The organism is Bartonella sp. B30(2025) (assembly GCF_053793825.1).
Map to the genome: position 1 here is coordinate 490,460 of NZ_CP200034.1, position 22,711 is coordinate 513,170.

At 35.8% G+C, this 22,711-nt stretch carries 19 protein-coding genes, 2 tRNA genes and 1 pseudogene; 1 reads left to right on the top strand and 21 read right to left on the bottom strand.

Annotation, left to right across the window (positions count from 1 at the left end; genetic code table 11):
- Window positions 1-35: 35 nt before the first annotated feature.
- The 20 genes from V4P55_RS02175 to V4P55_RS02270 all read right to left on the bottom strand — a co-directional run bounded on the left by V4P55_RS02175 (window position 36) and on the right by V4P55_RS02270 (window position 21,103).
- Window positions 36-716, bottom strand: a complete 681-nt coding sequence (locus V4P55_RS02175) for an ABC transporter ATP-binding protein (RefSeq protein WP_455474821.1) — start codon at window positions 714-716, stop codon at window positions 36-38.
- Window positions 716-1,984 (bottom strand): lipoprotein-releasing ABC transporter permease subunit, encoded by a 1,269-nt coding sequence (locus V4P55_RS02180; RefSeq protein WP_455474822.1) that lies wholly within the window; start codon window positions 1,982-1,984, stop codon window positions 716-718. Before V4P55_RS02180 ends, V4P55_RS02175 begins: the two co-directional genes overlap by 1 nt.
- 11 nt (window positions 1,985-1,995) lie before the next feature.
- Window positions 1,996-3,321: a proline--tRNA ligase gene (gene proS, locus V4P55_RS02185; RefSeq protein ID WP_455474823.1), complete on the bottom strand. Its 1,326-nt coding sequence runs from the start codon at window positions 3,319-3,321 to the stop codon at window positions 1,996-1,998.
- A gap of 231 nt (window positions 3,322-3,552) precedes the next feature.
- On the bottom strand, window positions 3,553-5,229 hold the full coding sequence (locus V4P55_RS02190) for a ribonuclease J (RefSeq protein ID WP_455474824.1): 1,677 nt from the start codon (window positions 5,227-5,229) through the stop codon (window positions 3,553-3,555).
- Window positions 5,230-5,282: 53 nt separating this feature from the next.
- Window positions 5,283-6,086, bottom strand: a complete 804-nt coding sequence (locus tag V4P55_RS02195) for a biotin--[acetyl-CoA-carboxylase] ligase (protein WP_455474825.1) — start codon at window positions 6,084-6,086, stop codon at window positions 5,283-5,285.
- Window positions 6,083-7,540 carry an NADH-quinone oxidoreductase subunit NuoN gene (gene nuoN / locus V4P55_RS02200; protein WP_455474826.1) on the bottom strand — a complete coding sequence of 486 codons (1,458 nt, stop codon included), beginning with the start codon at window positions 7,538-7,540 and terminating at the stop codon, window positions 6,083-6,085. Before nuoN ends, V4P55_RS02195 begins: the two co-directional genes overlap by 4 nt.
- A 14-nt stretch (window positions 7,541-7,554) precedes the next feature.
- Window positions 7,555-9,024 carry an NADH-quinone oxidoreductase subunit M gene (locus V4P55_RS02205; RefSeq protein WP_455474827.1) on the bottom strand — a complete coding sequence of 490 codons (1,470 nt, stop codon included), beginning with the start codon at window positions 9,022-9,024 and terminating at the stop codon, window positions 7,555-7,557.
- Entirely contained in the window at window positions 9,024-10,988 is a 1,965-nt protein-coding gene (gene nuoL / locus V4P55_RS02210; RefSeq protein WP_455474828.1) for an NADH-quinone oxidoreductase subunit L, read from the bottom strand. Before nuoL ends, V4P55_RS02205 begins: the two co-directional genes overlap by 1 nt.
- 6 nt (window positions 10,989-10,994) lie before the next feature.
- Window positions 10,995-11,303, bottom strand: coding sequence for an NADH-quinone oxidoreductase subunit NuoK (nuoK, locus tag V4P55_RS02215; RefSeq protein ID WP_455474829.1), 309 nt, complete (start codon window positions 11,301-11,303; stop codon window positions 10,995-10,997).
- A gap of 10 nt (window positions 11,304-11,313) precedes the next feature.
- Window positions 11,314-11,934 (bottom strand): NADH-quinone oxidoreductase subunit J, encoded by a 621-nt coding sequence (locus V4P55_RS02220; protein WP_455474830.1) that lies wholly within the window; start codon window positions 11,932-11,934, stop codon window positions 11,314-11,316.
- A 93-nt stretch (window positions 11,935-12,027) separates the two neighbouring features.
- Entirely contained in the window at window positions 12,028-12,519 is a 492-nt protein-coding gene (gene nuoI, locus V4P55_RS02225; RefSeq protein ID WP_455474831.1) for an NADH-quinone oxidoreductase subunit NuoI, read from the bottom strand.
- Between the two features lie 13 nt (window positions 12,520-12,532).
- On the bottom strand, window positions 12,533-13,579 hold the full coding sequence (nuoH, locus tag V4P55_RS02230) for an NADH-quinone oxidoreductase subunit NuoH (RefSeq protein ID WP_455474832.1): 1,047 nt from the start codon (window positions 13,577-13,579) through the stop codon (window positions 12,533-12,535).
- A gap of 23 nt (window positions 13,580-13,602) precedes the next feature.
- Entirely contained in the window at window positions 13,603-15,675 is a 2,073-nt protein-coding gene (gene nuoG / locus V4P55_RS02235) for an NADH-quinone oxidoreductase subunit NuoG (RefSeq protein ID WP_455475100.1), read from the bottom strand.
- Window positions 15,676-15,736: 61 nt separating this feature from the next.
- Window positions 15,737-17,044 carry an NADH-quinone oxidoreductase subunit NuoF gene (nuoF, locus tag V4P55_RS02240; protein WP_455475101.1) on the bottom strand — a complete coding sequence of 436 codons (1,308 nt, stop codon included), beginning with the start codon at window positions 17,042-17,044 and terminating at the stop codon, window positions 15,737-15,739.
- 137 nt (window positions 17,045-17,181) lie between these two features.
- On the bottom strand, window positions 17,182-17,853 hold the full coding sequence (gene nuoE / locus V4P55_RS02245) for an NADH-quinone oxidoreductase subunit NuoE (protein ID WP_455474833.1): 672 nt from the start codon (window positions 17,851-17,853) through the stop codon (window positions 17,182-17,184).
- Window positions 17,853-19,043, bottom strand: a complete 1,191-nt coding sequence (locus tag V4P55_RS02250) for an NADH-quinone oxidoreductase subunit D (RefSeq protein WP_455474834.1) — start codon at window positions 19,041-19,043, stop codon at window positions 17,853-17,855. Before V4P55_RS02250 ends, nuoE begins: the two co-directional genes overlap by 1 nt.
- Before the next feature lie 128 nt (window positions 19,044-19,171).
- Window positions 19,172-19,777 (bottom strand): NADH-quinone oxidoreductase subunit C, encoded by a 606-nt coding sequence (locus V4P55_RS02255; protein WP_455474835.1) that lies wholly within the window; start codon window positions 19,775-19,777, stop codon window positions 19,172-19,174.
- Window positions 19,778-19,798: 21 nt separating this feature from the next.
- Window positions 19,799-20,380, bottom strand: coding sequence for a NuoB/complex I 20 kDa subunit family protein (locus tag V4P55_RS02260; protein WP_455474836.1), 582 nt, complete (start codon window positions 20,378-20,380; stop codon window positions 19,799-19,801).
- Window positions 20,371-20,736 (bottom strand): NADH-quinone oxidoreductase subunit A, encoded by a 366-nt coding sequence (locus V4P55_RS02265; RefSeq protein ID WP_455474837.1) that lies wholly within the window; start codon window positions 20,734-20,736, stop codon window positions 20,371-20,373. The genes V4P55_RS02260 and V4P55_RS02265 overlap by 10 nt, the downstream gene beginning before the upstream one ends.
- A 290-nt stretch (window positions 20,737-21,026) precedes the next feature.
- Window positions 21,027-21,103: transfer RNA gene (locus V4P55_RS02270), tRNA-Asp, on the bottom strand.
- A gap of 215 nt (window positions 21,104-21,318) precedes the next feature.
- Here V4P55_RS02270 and V4P55_RS02275 point away from each other — a divergent pair.
- Window positions 21,319-21,394, top strand: a tRNA-Val gene (locus V4P55_RS02275).
- A 900-nt stretch (window positions 21,395-22,294) separates the two neighbouring features.
- Here V4P55_RS02275 and V4P55_RS02280 read toward each other — a convergent pair.
- A pseudogene (locus V4P55_RS02280) lies at window positions 22,295-22,570 on the bottom strand (class I SAM-dependent methyltransferase); the annotation flags it as partial.
- Window positions 22,571-22,711 lie beyond the last annotated feature (141 nt).

Below are 22,711 nucleotides of genomic sequence, written 5' to 3' on the forward strand. Positions count from 1 at the left end.
GGCAATTTATAACACGAGTTTTTTTGTATATCACCTTAAGGTAATTCAATAATCTTTTTTTCTTTCAGTGTAATTCGACGATGCATTCGTTTCGCTAAAATATAATTGTGTGTCGCAATAAGAGCAGAAAGACCTGATTGCTGGACAAGCAAAGATAAAGCTTGAAATACATAATCTGAAGTTACAGGATCAAGATTTCCTGTAGGTTCATCGGCTAAAAGAATTGAAGGACCATTTGCTACCGCACGTGCAATAGCAACACGTTGTTGTTCGCCACCTGATAATTCAGATGGACGATGTTGTGCACGATGAGAAACACGTAAATACTTCAATAATTTAAATGCACGATCTTCTGCTATAGATCTTTTTAATCCTGCTATCATTTGCGGGATCATAACATTTTCTAAAGCTGTAAACTCCGGAAGTAAATGATGAAATTGATAAACAAATCCTATATCATTTTGTCTAATAGATGTCCGTTCATTATCAGAACGTTTCGCACAGGAAATACCTCGTAATAGGACATCACCAGCCATCGGTTTTTCCAATAATCCAGCAATATGAAGAAGTGTTGATTTTCCTGCTCCAGATGGTGCAACAAGCGCTACAAGTTCTCCGCGATTAAGTGTTAAATTAGCTTTATCTAAAATAACTAATGGCTTATTATTTTCAAAAAAATATTGTTCAATCTCAACAAGTTCTAGAACAGCTGCCATTATTCGTACCTCAAAGCTTGTACAGGATCTAATTTAGCAGCTCGCCACGCTGGAATAAGGGCAGCAATGAAGGACAAAAATAAAGCCATGACAACAACCATGATTGTTTGTCCCCAATCAATTTTTGCGGGTAATTTTGTTAAAAAATATATCTCAGAATTGAAGACATCAATATTAAACAACCAAGATATAAAATTTTGAAGATGGTTGATATTTGCAGTGGTTATAATACCTAAAATGAGGCCCAATATTGTTCCGATCATTCCAATCATCATACCTGTCATAATAAATATACGCAAAACTGAATTTTTATGTGCTCCCATCGTGCGTAAAATTGCAATATCATGGCTTTTATCTTTTACAAGCATAATAAGCCCTGAAATAATGTTTAAAGCAGCAACAAGTATAATAAGAGAAAGAATAAAAAACATAACGTTCCGTTCAATCTGTAACGCTGAAAAAAAAGCCTGATTACGCGTACGCCAATCAATTAAATAAACTTGTTGACCAACAATCTTCTTTATTAATGGTTTTATTGTATCAACAGCATCAGGATCGTCCAAAAACAATTCTAAAGATTTAACCTTATTGTCTAAATTAAAAAACATTTGCGCTTCATGAAGTGGCATAAAAACAAATATTGTATCATATTCAGACATGCCAACTTCAAAAATAGCTGTCACTTTGTAGGCTTTGACACGTGGTGTAACTCCAAAGGGCGTATCATCACCATTTGGTGTGATGATACGAAGATCACTCCCAATGGTAAGTCCTAATTTTGCAGCTAAGCCGCTTCCAATTGCAACACCTTCTTCTTTATCAAATTGAGCAAGTGTACCTAATTTAATATTTTGAGATATCGTTTTTAGTTTTTCTAAATCTTGTTTACGCATACCGCGAACTAAAGCACCAGATCCTCCTTCAAATTCACCTTGTACCAATGCTTGACCTTCAACAACAGGCAGAGCAAATTTGATACCGTTTACGGACTCTAAAGAAGAAATAAAATCGTCATAATTGGAAATGCCAGAATTAATTGTCTGAACGACAAGATGCCCATTCATACCAAGAATACGATTGAGGAGCTCTGTGCGAAAACCATTCATTACAGCCATAACAACAATTAAAGCAAATACCCCTAGCATAATTCCAATTAAAGAAATAATTGAAATAACAGATGCAACTACATGTTTTTTATTTGGAATCATATAACGGAAAGCAATCATCCATTCATAAGATAAAAACCATTTTTCCCTCAATCTATTCATAACAATATCCATTAAATTCCAGCGAAATGATTAAGTACCTCTTCAATTTTTAAAGATTTTTTTACATTGGTTTTTCTATCTTTAATTTCAACTTCATTTTGTACAATACTTTTGGGTCCAACAATAATTTGCGTTGGTAAACCAATTAAATCCATTATTGCAAATTTTGATCCAGGACGCTCATTTCTGTCATCTAATAATGGATCAAAACCAGCATGTTGTAATCCTTGATAAAGAGTTTCACATATATTATTACATTTTTCATCATCTGGTTTCATATTGATGATACCAAAATCAAATGGTGCTATAGATTTTGGCCAAATAATACCATGTTCATCATGAAAAGCTTCAATAACCGCAGCTACAAGACGAGAAGGTCCGATACCATAAGATCCCATAGAAACTAGATGTTCTTTTCCATCTGACCCCATGATTTTTGCTCCCATTGGAGCAGAATATTTTGTACCAAAATGGAAAATATGTCCCACTTCAATACCGCGCGCAGATAAACGATTATTATCAGAAATTTTATTCCACTCTTCTTCATTATGCATTTCTTCTGTTGCTGCATAAAGAGATGTCCATTTTTTTACAATATCTGCTAGAATAGTTTTATCAGTAAAATCAATTGAAACATTTGGAACTGTAAGTTCAAGAAATCGCTTATCACAGAATATAGCGCTTTCGCCTGTTTCAGCTAAAATAATAAATTCATGGCTGAGGTCACCACCTATAGGACCTGTATCAGCACGCATAGGAATTGCTTTTAAACCTATACGAGAAAAAGTACGTAAATAAGCAACAAACATACGATTATAAGATGCCTTTGCACCCTCATGATCAAAATCGAAGGAATAAGCATCTTTCATCAAAAATTCACGCGAGCGCATTACACCAAAACGTGGACGAATTTCATCTCGAAATTTCCATTGAATATGATATAAATTGAGTGGAAGATCTTTATAAGAACGAACATATGAACGAAAAATATCTGTTACCATTTCTTCATTGGTTGGACCATACAGTAAATCACGTTCTTGACGATCTTTAATGCGTAGCATTTCTAAACCATAATCATCATAACGCCCACTTTCACGCCAAAGATCAGCAGATTGAATTGTAGGCATTAATATTTCTATGGCACCAGCACGTTCTTGCTCTTCACGAATGATTTTACAAACTTTATCAAGTACTTTTTTACCTAATGGAAGCCAAGAATAAATTCCTGATGTTTGTTGACGAACCATGCCAGCACGCAACATGAGACGATGAGAAACAATTTCTGCATCTTTAGGGTTTTCTTTTAATATAGGAAGGAAATATCGAGAAAGGCGCATTAAGGTAATTAACTCCTAACTAAGTACATAATATCAGAATGATTCAACGTATATCTTATGTTCATCTATAAATACATTCTGATTGCTTGCAAATATAACAATCATGTTGTTGATAAGTTTATATATTGTGCTTTTATGTAGCGCATGTTTTAACAATAAAATAAATTTGTAATTCTCTATGTTATAAAACTGTTTAAGTCACAATAGTTACACAATACCAACCCAATTATCTTATTTTGAACGATGTAAAAAAACTGTGCAGATAGGCTTTTTTTTCCAAACTTCATTAATAGCTGCTCTTACTGCTCGCCGAACAGCTTCTCGAATAAGCTCGTCATTTTTTCGTTTAACACGTGGAATACTGTAAACAGTATTTTCCACTACGTCTAAAAGCATATCTTCCAACAATTCCCCTTTTTCATTATTTTCAGGTAAACCGAATGTAGCTAAACCAATCTCACCCAAAAAATCATGTTTGTTATTCATTTGAAAAGAAACAGCAACGTAACCAGCATAACTTAACTTGCGACGCTCACGAATCCCTAATGAATCTTCATCTCCAATCAGATTACCATCTTTATAAATGCGTCCTACAGGAACGTGATCAATAATTTCTATTGGCTCTGGCGCAAGACGTAACATACTACCATTCCTGATATCAAAAACGGTTTTAATACCTGCTTGACGCGCTAAATTTGCTTGAGCAACAAGGTGCATTGCTTCACCATGTATAGGAATAAGTGCTTTTGGTTTTACCCAATCATACATCTGTAAAAGCTCTGAGCGATACGGATGACCAGAAACATGTGTTAGAGCTTCTTCATTTGTAATCGTTTTAATTCCTAAATCTATGAAACGGTTTTGTATTTCAATAATAGATTTTTCATTTCCTGGAATACTCCGTGATGAATAAATAATCGTGTCACCAGAAGAAAGTATAATATTGCCCATTTCATTTCGCGATAATTTTGCTAAAGCGGCACGTGATTCACCTTGACTACCTGTTACGATTAAAACAATCTCTTTTCGTGAAATATAATTATAATCTTCTTCTGTGAGGAATGGCGCTAAATCATCTATATAACCAAGCTCTTGTGCAATCATAATACTTCGTTTAAGAGAACGCCCAATAACAAGAACTTGACGACCTACAGATTCAGCGGCAAGAGCTATGGAACGTATTCGAGAAATATTAGATGAAAAAGTTACAACAGCAACTCTCCCCTCAGCTTTTGACATGATTTCAGAAAGGCTTATTTGAACCTGCTGTTCAGATGGAGATATTTTATCTCGGCATGCATTAGTAGAATCACAAAGCAAAGCCAAAACACCTTTGTTTCCCAAAGCACGAAAACGTTTTTCATCCGTGACATCTCCAAGCGAAGGTGTGTGATCGATTTTCCAATCGCCGGTATGGATTACAGTTCCTAAAGAAGTTGTAATTGCTAAAGATACAGATTCTGGAATAGAATGATTAACAGCTATAGCTTCGATCATGAAGGAACCAACTTGAAAAGAATCTCCAGCTTGAAAAATATTTAATGGCATTTGATAAGATTCAAAATCTGATTGCTTTTTACTCTCTAGTAATCCAGCTGTAAAAGGCGTACAGTAAAGCGGAATTTTCAGCTTTGGCCATAAATCAAGAACAGCACCATAATGATCTTCATGAGCGTGTGTCAAAACAAGACCGCGTATATTATGTTTTTCACTTTCTAGAAAACGAATATCTGGCAAAATAAGATTTACTCCAGGTAAATCAGGACCAGCAAAATTAACACCCATATCAACAAGCAACCATTCACGAAAACTGGGAGAACCAAAGCCATAAGCCGCTAAATTCATCCCTATTTCACCTACTCCGCCAAATGGCAAAAAAGTGAATTCATTTTCATTGGCGGCGACCATAAACCTCTCCTAAATCATTCAGATAATTTGTTGGTGAAATAAAATTTTATAAATTAACAATGATCTGCATTAACAGAAGCAGTAGAACCAAAATGGACATCCCCAGCTGTTATAATTGCTTGCTGATCATTCTTTTGTTTTATAATGCAGTTAAAATCGTTATCGAGACCTTCAAAAATACCTTCACGGATTTTCTTATCATTAATTATTTTGATATGTTGTCCAAGGTATGCAGAATATAAAAGCCATTTTTCACGAATTATATCACACCCTCCTCTCTGTTTCCAAAGAAGGTAATTTTTAGAAAAATATTCTGTCAAAGCTGTAAATAACTGTTTTGTATCAATATGCAAACCGATATTTTTTAAGCTTGAAGTAGGATACGGGGCATTTTCATAATGATGCTTTACATTCATTCCAATACCAATAACCAATGCGTATTGTTGCGGTTTTACTTCAAAAATCTCGAGCAAAATTCCAGAAACTTTAGCTCCTTTTAGCAAAATATCATTTGGCCATTTTAAGCTAATAATACCATTTGTTTTTTCTTTTATAAACTGCTTTACTGCTTCTACCATACTAACTCCAGCAACAAAACCAAGCTGAGCAGCAGTTTGATGAACAATACCATCAATCAATAAAAGACTGGTATAAAGGTTTCCTTTTGGACTATACCACGCTCTACCTCTTCTTGCTTTTCCTTTCGACTGTTCCTGTGCTACAATCCAAAGATAACCAGGATGACCATTATACGCTTTTCGTTGTGCTATCAAATTTGTTGAATCAACAATATCATACGATTCAACAACATATCCTTGTTTTCGCGCAAAGTTTGATAAAATATAAGTCATCTTCACAAAAATAATGCGGATGCTGCTTTTTCCGCTAAATCTGCAAACCAAATTCCGAAGAACATGTAAAATAAAATAAATAATGCAGAAAATCCAAGACAAAATTGAAGCTCATTCGATAAAGTCATAAAATGAATTTTTGCATTATCAAACCACATAATTTTAATGACGCGTAAATAATAAAAAGCCCCAATAACAGATGCAATTACACCAATAATAACAAATGGAATAAGACCAGCATGAACAGCGGCCGAAAATGTATACCATTTTCCAAAAAAACCAGCCATAGGTGGTATACTTGCTAAAGAAAAAAGCTGTATCGTCATAACGACAGTCATGAAAGGATTAGTCTTTATCAATCCTGAAAGATCATAAATATTTTCAACATTTTCATTATTAGATCGCATTCCGAGAATAAAGGCAAATGAACCAAGCGTCATGCCAAGATAAATAGTCATATAAAGAATAACGCTTTTTACTCCAAGCATGTCTCCAGCAGCTAAACCAACAAGTGCATACCCTATATGACTAATAGATGAATAAGCCATAAGACGTTTGATATTAGTTTGCCCGATTGCTGCAAATGCACCAAGTATTATAGATGCAACAGCCATGAACACTAAAATTTGCTGCCACGCAGGTACAGAACCATCAGGAGAATCTAATGGAATGAAAGCTATAACAACAACACGAATCATCAATGCCATGGCTGCAATTTTGGGAGCAGCAGCAAAAAATGCTGTAATAGGGGTTGGCGCTCCTTCATAAACATCAGGCGTCCACATATGAAATGGAACAGCAGAAATTTTAAACCCTAAACCAGCTAAAACAAAAACGATTCCAAAAATAACACCTAGTTTTAAATCTTCACCTCTTAAAGCATTAGCAATTTCGCTAAAACCGATTTGACCTGTAAAGCCATAAAGTAAAGAAATACCATAAAGTAATAATCCTGAAGATAGAGACCCTAAAACAAAATATTTTATCCCTGCTTCAGAAGATTTTACATGATCACGATTTATTGCAGCTAAAACATATAAAGCTAAAGATTGTAATTCTAATCCCATATAAAGTGATAGCATATTGCCTGCTGAAATCATCAGCATCATACCAAGAGTTGCTAAAAGAACTAGCACTGGAAATTCAAATACGTCAAATTTTTGAACATACGTGAAATTAACTGACATGATAAGAGCAAAAAGTGAGGCTATTAGCGTTAAAACTTTCATATAGCGACTGAAAGAATCTATAATAAGCGCATTGGTTTGAAATGAGCCACTTTTGGGAAAAACAACCATAATAATAATGGTTGCAACAAGAAGTGAAATTGCTAAACCAGCTATATTTAAATATGAGCGTGCACGAGAATAAACGCCAACTAAAAGCAATATAACTCCCCCCAATGCTACTAAAATTTCTGGAAAAATTAACACTAATTGAGCTATTATTTCAGTTTGCATAAGGATTTTCTCTTCTAGTGCAGTTTATTAATAAGGAGTTTTACAGAAAGCGCAGTCGTTTTTAAAATGGGTGTTGGGTAAACACCAAAGAATATTGTAAGAATAACCATCGGATAAAGGATCAATTTTTCTCTTGAAGATAGGTCAGTAAGCACTTTTAAACTTTCCTTATCCAAAGATCCAAAAACAACACGCCGATAAAGATACAGTGCATAAGCAGCAGATAAAATAACACCAATCGTAGCAAAAATTGCAATCCATTTACTAACTTGAAATACACCGATCAGAGTTAAAAATTCACCTAAGAACCCTGAACTTCCTGGTAAACCAATATTGGCCATAGTGAAAATTAAAAAAACAACAGCATATTTGGGCATATTATTTACCAAACCACCAAAAGCTGCAATCTCACGTGTATGAAGACGATCATATATAACACCAACACAAAGGAATAAAGCTGCAGAAACAATTCCGTGTGACAACATTTGATAAATAGCGCCTTGAATTCCTTGCTCATTCACAGCAAAAATTCCCATGGTTACGTATCCCATATGAGCGATTGATGAATAAGCAATAAGCTTTTTTATATCACTTTGAACAAGTGCAACTAATGATGTGTAAATAATTGCAATTAGTGACAATATAAAAACAAAAGATGCAAGATAAGCTGATGCTATAGGAAACATTGGTAAAGAAAAACGCAGAAAACCATATCCACCTAATTTAAGCAATGTACCAGCTAAAATAACAGAGCCAGCAGTTGGAGCTTCCACATGAGCATCAGGTAGCCATGTATGAACCGGCCACATTGGCATTTTAACTGCAAAAGAAGCAAAAAATGCCAACCATAACCATATTTGCATATGTAAAGAAAATTGATGGGTCATCAAAGTTGGTATATCAAGGGTTCCAGCTTCCCAATACATAACCATAATAGCAACCAGCATCAGCACGGAACCAAGTAAAGTATATAAAAAAAACTTTATACTTGCATAAACGCGACGTGCTCCACCCCAAACTCCGATAATAATAAACATCGGAATGAGACTACCTTCAAAAAAGACGTAAAATAATATTGCATCAAGGGCGCAAAAAACTCCAATAATCGCAACTTCAAGAAGAAGAAAAGCAATCATATAAATTTTTAATCTATCTTGAATGGTTTCCCAACTTGCTAAAATACAAAAGGGTATAAGAAAAGCTGAAAGCACAACAAACAGAATAGAAATACCATCAACGCCCATATGGTAATAAATACCACTCCCCAACCAATTGAATTTTTCAATCATTTGAAAATTAGGATCTGTATTATCAAATCCTGCCCAAATCACTAAAGAAATGATGAAGACAAATACGCTCGTAAAAAATGCTACATTGCGGATATTACGCTTTGCTGCTTCGCTATCATCTTTTATGAACAAAATCAAAAGTATACCAACTAGCGGCAAAAATGTAACCGTAGAAAGAATAGGCCAATCGGTCATTAGTTTAAACTCCCGATTGTCATCCATGTGATGAGAGCTGCAACACCAATAAGCATTACAAACGCATAGTGATAAAGGTAACCTGTTTGCATCCGGACAACCCTATTTGTAATATCAATAACGCGTGCAGCGATACCGTTTGGACCAAAACCGTCTATAATTTTACCGTCTCCCACTTTCCAAAAAAAGTAACCAATTTTCAAAGTAGGACGAACAAATAAAGCATCATACAATTCATCAAAATACCATTTCTGGTAAAGGAAACGATATATCGCAGGCATCAACTTAGAGATTTTTTTTGGAATAGAAGGAAAAATAACATAAAATAAGTAAGCTAATATAAATCCGATAATCATTACTGTAAATGGAGACCATTTAACCCAATTTGGAACATGATGAACTTCATGAAGAATATGGTTGTGATCTCCTGTAAATAACGCACCCTTCCAAAATACGTCATATAAATTACCAAAAAAGTAAGGTTGAAAAATTATACCAGAAAACAATGCTCCAATAGATAAAATAAACAATGGGATTAACATAATTGGAGCTGATTCATGAACATGATGCATAACATCAGCAGTTGCACGTGGCTTCCCATGGAACGTCATAAATAAAAGTCGCCATGAATAAAAGCTTGTTAATAAAGCAGCAAAAACAAGAAGTCCAAAAGCATACCCTGAAGCAATATTATGAGATACAAATGCAGACTCTATAATTGCATCCTTAGAAAAAAATCCAGCTGTTCCAAAAAACGTTCCTGGGATTCCAACACCTGTTAAAGCAATGGTTCCTATGATCATCATACAATAAGTTATCTTTATATGCTTACGCAACCCTCCCATTTTTCTCATATCTTGCTCATCTGATACTGCATGAATAACAGAACCAGCTCCCAGAAACAGTAGCGCTTTAAAGAAAGCATGTGTAAAAAGATGGAAAACAGCTGCTCCATAAGCTCCAACACCTAATGCAACAAACATGTAACCAAGTTGAGAACAAGTAGAATAAGCAATAACACGTTTAATATCATTTTGTACTAGTCCTACAGTCGCTGCAAAAAAAGCTGTTGTTGCTCCGATTATAATAATAACTGTCAAAGCAACTGAAGAAAGCTCAAAAATTGGAGACATACGCGCAACCATAAATACACCGGCTGTTACCATTGTCGCTGCGTGAATCAGTGCTGACACAGGTGTCGGTCCTTCCATTGCATCAGGAAGCCATGTATGCAAAAGAAATTGTGCTGATTTTCCCATGGCACCAATAAATAATAAAAGACATGTAACGGTAATTGCTGTTTGTCCATCAATTTGCCAACCTGAAAACGTCATATTTTGTAAAAAACTACTATCAGCGGCTTTTTCAAAAATGGAGGAAAAATTAACAGATTGAAACAAAATAAAAGTACTAAAAATACCCAAAAGGAAACCAAAATCTCCAACACGATTAACCACAAAAGCTTTCATCGCAGCTTTATTGGCAGAAGTTTTTTGAAACCAAAAACCAATTAATAAATAAGAGGCAAGCCCAACACCTTCCCATCCAAAAAACATTTGGATTAAATTATTGGCTGTTACCAACATAAGCATCATAAATGTAAACAAAGACAGATAAGCAAAAAAACGAGGTCTTGAAGAATCATGGTGCATATAGCCAATTGAATAAATATGAACCAACGCTGAAACGCTGTTTACAACAACAAGCATAACAGCTGTCAATGTATCAATATGCAATACCCAATTAAAATTTAAAGCATCTATACTAACCCAATTTAATAATGAGATATCAATCACTGGAGCATGACCAACAGCAATATTTAAAAAAGCCACCCATGATAATGCTGCAACAATCAGCATAAAACCAGAAGTTATCAATTCGCTAGCACGAGCTCCTATGGTTTTTCCACCTATAGCAGCAATTAAAAAACCCAACAGCGGAAGAAAGACGATAGTGTAATACATTACGGATTAGCCTTTCATAACATTAACATCTTCAACCGCAATAGAACCACGATTACGGAAGAAAACCACAAGAATTGCTAAACCAATTGCAGCTTCTGCAGCTGCTACCGTTAAAACAAATAAAGCAAATATTTGACCAATCAGATCATGAAGAAATGCTGAAAATGCAACAAAATTAAGATTCACGGAAAGCAATATAAGTTCAATTGACATAAGAATGATAATTACATTTTTTCTGTTTAAAAAAATCCCAGCAATGCCAATTGTAAACATTAAAGCAGACACAGTAAGATAATGAGCAATATCAATGTGCATAGTTTTCCCCTTAAATCCCTTTGCCTGATTTAACTTTTTTAATTTCAATAGCACTCTCTACTGTTCTTGAAACTTGCACGGAAATAGATTGTCGTTTTACACCCGATTTATGATGAAGAGTTAAAACAATAGCACCAATCATTGCAACCAATAAAATTATTCCAGCAAGCTCAAAATAAAAAACATAATCTGTATAAAGAATATCACCTAATGCTTGTGAGTTTGTTCGTTGTACTAAATTTGGCATTGGTTGAATAACATGCGCTTTAAGAACTGAAGGAAAATGACTATTCACAAAAACCGCGATAAGTTCTGCTGCAATAACTGCTCCGATAACAAAACCAATAGGAGCATATCGAAGTGCACCACTTTTTAGTTCAGCAAAATCAACATCAAGCATCATAACTACAAATAAAAACAAAACCGCTACTGCACCAACATAAACGACGAGCAAAAGAAGTCCTAAAAATTCTGCTCCTGCTAATATAAATAAAGCTGCAGCATTAAAAAATGCTAATATTAAAAATAAAACTGAATGCACTGGATTTCGTGCAGTAATGACAATAATTGCACTTAAAAGCATAATGAAAGAAAACAAATAGAAAAATGCCGCCGCTAGATCTGTTAGCACAGCCCTCTCCTTACTTTACAAAATAATTGGTACAATAATTTATACCAGATTAAAATTTATCGGAAAAATTATCCGATTACTCATTTGATACACTTAACGATAAGGCGCATCCATCAATATATTCCGAGCAATTTCTCGTTCCCAACGATCTCCATTCATTAAAAGCTTTTCTTTATCATAATAAAGTTCTTCACGTGTCTCTGTTGCAAACTCAAAATTAGGACCTTCAACAATAGCTTCAACAGGACAAGCTTCTTGACAAAAACCACAATAAATACACTTGACCATATCAATGTCGTAACGAACAGTTCTACGTGTACCATCATTACGCCGTGGACCTGCCTCAATTGTGATTGCTTGTGCAGGACAAATTGCTTCACATAATTTACACGCAATACAGCGCTCTTCACCATTAGGGTAACGACGTAACGCATGTTCACCACGAAAACGCTGAGAGACAAAGCCCTTCTCATATGGGTAATTAATAGTTGGTTTTGGTGAAAAAAATTGACGCATTGCTAGGAAAAAAGCACTTATAAACTCCAACAAAAGGAGTGATTTTGCTGCCCGAATAAAATTTGACACCGTAACCCTCCTTTTAAGCTAAACCTGTGAATTTTAAAAAAGTAGCAGTTATAACAACCATTGCTAATGAAAGAGGAAGAAACACCTTCCAACCAAGTCGCATTAACTGATCATAACGATAACGTGGAACAAAAGCTTTAACCATGGCAAACCAAAAAAACACAAAACAAACTTTTAAAACAAACCAAATAATACCAGGAATCCAATTAAGCCACCAAACATCTAAAATAGGTAACCATCCCCCCAAAAATAAAATAGTTGTTAATGCACACATTAAAACAATAACAACGTATTCACCAAGGAAAAAAAGCATATAAGGAGTTGAAGAATATTCCACCATGTGACCTGCGACAAGTTCAGATTCTGCTTCAACTAAATCAAATGGTGGGCGATTTGTTTCTGCGAGTGCAGAAATAAAAAATATAATAAACATTGGAAAAAGGGCTAACCAATTCCAATCAAGAAAACTGTTAAAAGGAAGACCGAGAATCGTACCAATCCCAGAAGTTTGTTTATGAACAATCGTTGTAAGATCCAATGAGCCGCTTACTAAAATAACAGTTACGAGCACAAATCCAATTGAAACTTCATATGAAATCATCTGCGCAGCTGAACGCAAAGCGCCTAAAAAAGGATATTTTGAATTTGATGCCCAACCTCCCATAATAACGCCATAGACTTCAAGAGAGGAAATAGCTAATATATATAACAAACCAACATTTATTTTTGCAATTTGCCAACCTTCGTTAACTGGAACTACTGCCCAACTTGATAACGCAAGGGTAGCAGAAACAAAAGGGGCTAAAAGAAAGACGCCCTTATTAGCACCAGCAGGAATAATAGGTTCTTTAACAACAAATTTAATTAAATCTGCAAAAGATTGTAACAAACCCCATGGACCAACAACATTTGGACCACGTCGCAATTGTACAGCGGCCCAAATTTTTCTATCTGCATAAAGAAGATACGCAATTAAAATTAAAAGAACAACAAGAAGAAGAAGCGTTTTCCCAATTACAATGAATAATGGCGATAACCAGGTCACAAAGAAATCATGCATAATTACTCCTTCCCTCCCTGCTCTTACTCTACAGTCTGCATAGCACGACTCTTTGCAAGCGATGAACATTCCGCCATAACTGCAGAAGCACGTGCTATTGGATTTGTCAAATAAAAATCTTTAATTATAGAAGTAAATGCTTGTTGTGTTGCTAAAACACACTTTTGTGAACCAAGCGTTTTAAGATCATTAACATCGGAAGGTTCGATATCATCAATGGCGCAAAAATGTGGATAATCGTTAAATAAATTTTGTCGTAATTGAGAAAGTGTATCAAAGGGAAGTTTGTGTCCTAAAATATCTGATAAAGCACGCAAGATAGCCCAGTCCTCTTTTGCTTCACCTGGGGCAAAACCGGCCCGATTTGTCATTTGAACGCGTCCTTCTGTATTTACATAAATCCCTGATTTCTCAGTATAAGCTGATGCAGGCAAAATAACATCAGCAATATGTGCACCATTATCACCATGACTGCCTATATAAATTATAAATGCTTTTTTATCTGATAGGTTTATCTCATCAGCACCAAGTAAAAATAACACTTCACAAGTTTCAACAATATTTTTTACACCAAGCTCAGAAGTAAAGCCAATATCCAATCCACCAACAATTGACGCAGCGTTATGAAGGACAGCAAATCCATTCCATGTTTCACTAAGAGCTCCAACACTATCAGCTAATTTTGCAAGACTTTTTAAAACAGATAAACCTTCTTTACCTGAAACTGCCCCTTCCCCAATAAGAATAAGAGGTCTTTCAGCTTCCTTTAATACATTTAAAAACGCATCCTCTCCACAAATTAATGCATTTAATGCATCAGTCCCAGTGCCAAGATGAGAATATGGATAACGCAAATCAGCTTTTTCTCCAATTAATGCAATGGGGAACTGTCCCATCCGTTTACGCTTTAAAATACGCGCATTTAAAACTGCGGCTTCATAACGCGGGTTAGATCCTACAATAAGCAATGCATCAGCTTGTTCTATACCTGCAATGGTTGGATTGAAAATATAACTTGAACGACCAAATTGAGGAGATAAAACCATTCCCCCTTGGCGACAATCAAACGCTTTTGAACCTAACGAAGTTAATAAGGTTTTTAATGCATACATTTCCTCAACAGATGCAAGATCACCGGCAATCGCTGCAATTTTTTCTGGAATTGTTTTTGAAACCATCATTTTAATTTGAGCAAAAGCTTCTGTCCAACTCACAGGCTGAAGTTTACCATTTTTGCGCACATATGGCTTATCAAGTCGCTGAGTACGTAAACCATCCCAAATAAAACGCGTTTTATCAGAAATCCATTCTTCATTTACATCTTCATTTATACGCGGCATAATTCGCATCACTTCGCGACCGCGACTATCAATACGAATAGCGCTACCAATAGCATCCATTACATCGATTGATTCTGTTTTAACCAATTCCCATGGACGAGCATGAAATGCATAAGGCTTTGAAGTCAAAGCTCCTACCGGACAAAGATCAATAATATTTCCTTGTAATTCAGATGTTATTGCTTTTTCAAGATATGTCGTAATTTCAGCATCTTCGCCACGACCAATTAAACCAAGTTCAGAAATACCTGCAACTTCCGTTGTAAAACGTACACAACGTGTACAATGAATACACCGTGTCATAACAGTCTTTACAAGTGGTCCAATATATTTATCTTCTACAGCACGTTTATTCTCCGTATAACGAGAGCAATTACGACCATAAAGCATTGCTTGATCTTGAAGGTCACATTCCCCACCTTGATCGCATACAGGACAATCTAAAGGATGATTTATAAGAAGAAACTCCATTACACCTTCACGTGCTTTTTTTACCATTGCCGTATTGGTAAAAATTTCAGGGGCTTCACCATTAGGACCTAAACGTAAATCACGAACCCCCATAGCACAAGAAGCTTGAGGTTTAGGAGGTCCTCCTTTAACCTCAACCAAGCACATACGACAATTTCCAGCAACTGATAAAGATTCATGAAAACAAAAACGCGGCACCTCAACACCCGCAGCTTCAGCAGCCTGAAGCAACGTATAATAATCAGGGACTTCAATCTCTTTACCATCAACTTTGATATTTATCATCATTCATCCAGCCTGCGGATAATTTACCTAAATTTTCATTTCGCTATTTAAAAATAAATTTTTATATAACAGCTTTTAAAGCAATATTTTTTCTTTGAACAGCATTTCTCGTATAATTATCGATTCTATTTTCAATTTCTGAACGAAAGTTACGTATCAATCCCTGCACAGGCCATGCGGCTGCATCACCAAGAGCACAAATGGTGTGTCCTTCAACTTGTTTAGAAACCTCAAATAAAAGATCAATCTCACGTTTTTGAGCTCTTCCCTCAACCATACGTCCTAAAAGACGCATCATCCAGCCAGTACCTTCACGACACGGTGTACACTGACCACAGCTTTCATGCTTAAAAAAAACTGCTATACGCCAAATTGCTTTAATAATATCGGTTGATTTATCCATAACAATCATACCACCTGTCCCAAAAGAAGACCCTACATCACACATTCCGTCAAAATCCATGATCGCATCAATCATATCTTCACCACGAACAACCGGACACGAAGCCCCACCTGGAATGACTGCTAAAAGATTGTCCCATCCGCCACGAATACCTCCAGTATGTTTTTCAATTAGTTCACGAAAAGAAACACCAAGAGCTTCTTCAAATGTACAAGGTGCATTAACATGCCCAGAAACCATAAATAACTTAGTTCCAGTATTATTTGCACGCCCTATCGATGAAAACCATGACGCACCTCGGCGCAAAATTGTTGGAACAACTGCAATAGACTCTACATTATTTACTGTTGTCGGACAGCCATAAATTCCCATATTTGCAGGAAATGGCGGTTTAAGTCGTGGCTGCCCTTTTTTACCTTCAAGACTTTCAAGAAGTGCTGTTTCTTCACCACAAATGTAAGCACCAGCACCATGATGGATAATAATATCGCAATCATGCCCATATTTGGTTTTTTTACCAAGCAAACCAGCATCATAACATTCATCAACAGCAGCTTGAAGAGCTTCACGCTCACGAATATACTCGCCACGAATATAAATAAAAGCAACGTTAGCTCCCATAGCAAAAGTAGCAATAACGCATCCTTCAATTAAAGTATGGGGATCATGCCGTAAAATGTCACGATCCTTACATGTTCCAGGCTCTGATTCATCTGCATTTACAACCAAATAATGCGGGCGACCATCACTTTGTTTTGGCATAAAAGACCATTTCATTCCTGTGGAAAAGCCAGCACCACCACGACCACGCAAGCCTGATGCTTTTACTTCATTAATAATCCAATCGCGGCCTTTTTCTATAATTGTTCGAGTACCATCCCAATGTCCACGCAACATCGCAGCTTTTAACGATTTATCTTTCAAACCATAAAGATTGGTGAAAATACGATCTTTATCAGCTAGCATGCCTCCCCTTTTCTCTTTTGCCTGTAACATTTTAGTATTTCCTCAAATGCAACTTTTATAACTTTTTAAAGATGTTTTATTTTTAATCACAAATAAATAGATAAAATAAAAAGCATTTTTATTTTAGAAAATGCTTTTTACATTTCCATTTTTACATTACCTTTTTTCTTGGAAGACTTAAATGTTTTCTTTTTTTCATCACTCTCAATTAAAGAGGTTAAACCGCTAATTGGCTCAGATGAATGCCTACCATTTTGCGGACCAACAGCTATTTCAGCGCCTTTACCAGCTTCAAATGCATCAATAATTTCTTCAAGACGCTCAGCTGTTAAATCTTCATAAGTATCTTTAAAAATCATAACCATGGGAGCATTTACACATGCACCCAGACACTCCACTTCTTCCCATGATAAAGTTCCATTCTGGTTCGTAACAAAAGGCTCACGATTAATTTTTTTCTGACACACTTTAATCAATTCACCTGAACCCTGTAACATACAAGGAGTTGTACCACAAACCTGAATATGTGCTTTTGTTCCGACAGGCTGAAGCTGAAATTGAGTATAAAAAGTTGCAATTTCTAAAACACGAATGTAAGCCATAGAAAGAATTTGAGCCACATGCTCAATTGCTGCTCGCGTTACCCAACCATCCTGTTCTTGAGCGCGCATTAATAGTGGAATAACAGCAGATTGTTCCCGCCCTACAGGATACTTTTTTATGGTGTCTTGTACCCATATCCGATTTTTTTCTGTGAAAGAAAATTCTCTAGGCTGGTAAATATCATCTGCAAGACGACGAACAGACATTAGCGATCAACCTCCCCAAAAACAATATCAATCGAACCCAAAATAGCTGTAGCATCTGCTAGCATATGGCCTCTAGTTAAAAAATCCATAGCTTGAAGATGTGCAAAGCCAGGAGCACGCAATTTAACACGATAAGGTTTATTGCTTCCATCAGAAACTAGATAAACGCCAAATTCACCTTTTGGGGCTTCTACAGCAACATATACTTCACCGGGAGGAGTATGAAAACCCTCTGTATAAAGCTTAAAGTGATGAATGAGTGCTTCCATAGAACTTTTCATTTCCGCACGTTTTGGTGGAACAATTTTGCGATCTAAGCTCGATATAGGACCATTTTTTTCCGTACTAAGCAAACGGTTTACACATTGACGCATAATTTTTGCTGACTGACGCATTTCTTCCATACGAATAAGATAACGATCATAACAATCACTATTCTTACCTACAGGAATATCAAACTCCATTTCGTCATAACATTCATAAGGCTGGCTTTTACGTAAATCCCAAGGCACCCCAGCCCCACGAATCATTACTCCTGAAAAACCGCGTGCCCAAGCTTCATCAATGCTCACCACTCCAATATCCACATTGCGTTGCTTAAAAATTCGATTTGGAGTGATAAGCGCATCAAGTTTATCAAGAGCAACAAGAAACGGATCAATAAAATTACCTATATCTTCAATTAAAGACTCAGGCAAATCTTGATGCACACCACCAGGACGAAAATAATTTGCATGAAGACGCGCACCACATGCACGTTCATAGAAAATCATTAATTTTTCACGTTGCTCAAATCCCCAAAGCGGAGGTGTTAAAGCACCAACATCCATTGCCTGTGTTGTTACATTAAGCAAATGATTAAGGATACGTCCAATCTCAGAAAATAGAACACGTATCAATTGCCCTCGTTTAGGAATTTCAATGCCCAATAATTTTTCAATAGCAAGCACAAAAGCATGCTCCTGATTCATAGGAGCAACATAATCCAAACGATCTAGATAAGGACCAGCCTGAAGATAAGTTTTCGTTTCCATTAATTTTTCGGTGCCGCGATGCAATAATCCAATATGTGGATCTACGCGCTCAACAACTTCGCCATCCAACTCCAAAACCATACGCAAAACTCCATGCGCTGCAGGATGTTGCGGACCAAAATTGATATTAAAGTTTCGAACATTGACCTCAGCCACAATTAATAACCTCTTGCTTTTTTAAAAACGAACTTCATATCAAGCATTAATAAAAATCTTTATTGTATTAAAAACATTCAAATATTTAAAAGTTATCTTTTTAAATACTATATTTATCAGTCCTAATATTACTCTTTGTCATTTATTTTTTCATGTGGAAAAACATGTTGCACTTCTTCCCAAGGAGAAAGAAAATCAAAATTACGCATCTCTTGCCTTAAAACGACAGGCTCATAAATCACTCTCTTTACTTCATTATCATAGCGACACTCAACAAATCCTGTAACAGGAAAATCTTTGCGTAAAGGATGCCCCTCAAACCCATAATCTGTCAAAATCCGTCTTAAATCGGGATGACCAGAAAACAAAATTCCATACATATCGTATGTTTCACGCTCATACCATTCTGCACCAGGATAAACTAAACATGCAGAAGGAACAGGAGTATTTTCATCAGTACGCACTTTAACACGTAACCGTAAATTATGACGCGGAGACAACAAATGATAAGAAACATCAAAACGTTTATCGCGAAAAGGATAATCAACACCACTAATATCTATAATATTAATAAACTGACACTGAGAATCATCACGAACAAACATTAAAACATCTGTTATTGTCTCAAGACGCGATACAACAGTTAATTCACCAAATGCGAAAACAGTTTCTTCAATTGCATCTCTTAATTGATCTTTCAAATAAGCAGCAAGTTCAAAAAATGCTTCACTCATTATGATAAATACTCCCTATCATTATCGTTCTATAGATCCTGTACGGCGAATTTTCTTTTGCAATAACAATATACCATACAACAATGCCTCTGCAGTAGGTGGACATCCAGGAACATAAATATCCACAGGTACAATACGATCACACCCACGTACAACTGAATAAGAATAGTGATAATATCCACCACCATTCGCACATGACCCCATAGAGATCACATAACGCGGTTCAGGCATTTGATCATAGACTTTTCTTAAAGCTGGAGCCATTTTATTTGTTAAAGTTCCAGCAACCACCATCACATCTGATTGACGGGGTGAAGCACGTGGAGCATACCCAAAACGCTCATTATCATAATGAGGCATTGAGCACTGCATCATTTCAACAGCGCAACAAGCTAACCCAAAACTCATCCACATTAAAGATCCAGTACGTGCCCAAGTAATCAAAGCATCCGCCGAGGTAACCAAAAAACCTTTATCTGATAATTCAGCATTAATATCACTGAAAAACTTATCATCAGAACCTACCAATTTCCCAGTATTAGGATCAATAATTCCTTTGGGTTGCGGAGCCGTAATCGCTGAATTATTAGATATTAATCCCATTCCAGAGCTCCTTTTTTCCATTCATATATAAACCCGATAGTTAAAAGTGCCAAAAACATGATCATAGACCAAAAACCAAACATACCTATCGAATTAAAAGAAACTGCCCAGGGAAAAAGAAAAGCGACTTCAAGATCAAAAATAATAAAAAGAATTGAAACCAAATAAAATCTAACATCAAACTTCATGCGAGCATCATCAAACGAATTAAACCCACATTCATAAGCTGATAATTTTTCAGGATCGGGAGAACGATAAGCTACTGCATAAGGCATAATCAACAAAACTCCAGCGATAACGGCTGAAACAATAATGAAAATAAATATCGGTAAATAAGAGCTCAATAAATGAGACATAATCCTCTTCCGCTTTAACAAGATACTTAAATAATCCAATTATCCAACAATTCATAAAAAGCAAATAAATTAGAATAATTGCTTGTTAATTCCGCTCGTACAACTTTTAAGAGCATGCCGCACGGCATTTTCTAATAACATAGGTACCGCAGAGAAAAGAAAGACGCAAGTCCTCATTTGCATAAACCATAAGAAAAAAAATAGGAAACTTAGGCTTCAGTTTAAATTCTTATAAGAAAAGTCTTAAATATTTTTATGGAAAATGTACAATGCAAAATACAAATCTGAAATGGCGCGAGTGACGGGGCTCGAACCCGCGACCTCCGGCGTGACAGGCCAGCACTCTAACCAACTGAGCTACACCCGCGCATCTTTTAAACTAATCTAATAGATCAGCTAGATCAGCATAATTCGTCGTGTTAAGGAGTTCATACATTTATGTCAAGCAAGATTCAACATTTTTTTAAAAAAAATCAAATAAACAACAAAAAAATAATTTTTTCTTTTTCAAGGGGTCTTTGTCCTTGCGTTTTTAAAAAAAATTTCCTAAACAGGACCAACTTAGTTGCAAATCACTGCACCGGGCGATTAGCTCAGCTGGTAGAGCGCCTCGTTTACACCGAGGATGTCGGGAGTTCGAGTCTCTCATCGCCCACCATTTGCTTTTTAATTTCGTATAATTTATTGATTTTACTTTATTAAGATTAAGGTGTGCGATACTTAAATAAAGGTAGAGAATAAGACTTTCAAGCGTTCCTCTGAACAATCGTTTTTTAATGAATTGCTTCCTTTTTTTCATCTTAACTCTTGTTGTGAAAGAGACACTATTGCTTTATCAAATATATCATAAGCTTGATAGTTAAGTAGATTAAAAGAATTTTTTTGAAAATTTTTACAATAAGAATCGGTTTCTTTTAAAACATTGCCGCTGTTTCTTGATCTAAAATATATAATTCAATAATTTGTCTTTTATGCAAACAGGAACAAATCTTTTTCCAATCTTTATGAAAGCATATAAGATGTGGATGACACATCTCATTTTGCCATATCGAAAAGAAATTCAAACTGTTTAAGTGAAGATTACGTAAAATTGTGCCGAATGATGTGAGCGTGTAACCTGAATCTTTTTAAAACGAAAACAAACATTCTTATGTTTCTAGCATGAATGGAAGATGTCGAGTTTTACAAGCTGCTTGTAAAAAAAATCATCAGAATGCCGAAATCGGAGACATAAATAATTTGAAAGACGTCGGTGCATAGACAACTTATTGGCTGATATTAATATTTAGTAAAGAATCAGCCCATGTTTGAGGGTATAGTATCCAACCCTTTAAATCTCCGCAAATTTGATCTGATTCTTTGAGCAGCCACCACAAACTGAAAAGAATTCTGTACATTAAGCATCTAAATAAGCTAAAGTATCAGGGTAGTGTTTAAATATTAGAGGAAGATTGTTAGCATCAATAATCTGTATTTTTGTAAAAAATAAAGCTAAGTTTCCTATACATCCTCTTCCTCAGCTGATTTGACATGGGCAGAAGTAACTGTAAATGTAAGATTATCTTGTGTACATGTATAGTTCACTTCGATATAAAAGCTCCGAATTTTCCTGCACTTCATATTGCTTTACTAATGTAACCAATTTCTGCAAATACTCATCCCCATATCTAGCAATGGCACGTTGCGCCTGAGTTGAGGAACGACTCATTCCAATGAAAGATTCAGAGGGGATTGTCATCGTCCAATTGTGCGTATGTAGAGTAACTTTTTCTGGATTGCCTCCAAAGCCATCGCTCATTTCCTGTAAAAAATCAAAATTACTATAAATAAGTGAGGTTGTGTTGTATCTACCTCCAATACTGACGTTATGAAACTTATTATAGCACCACTACCATTTGCGCCATATCTGGCATGCTGGCACGCTTTCCTATACCGTTTATGAACTATAAATATGTTGTTCTTTCTTCTAACCAGC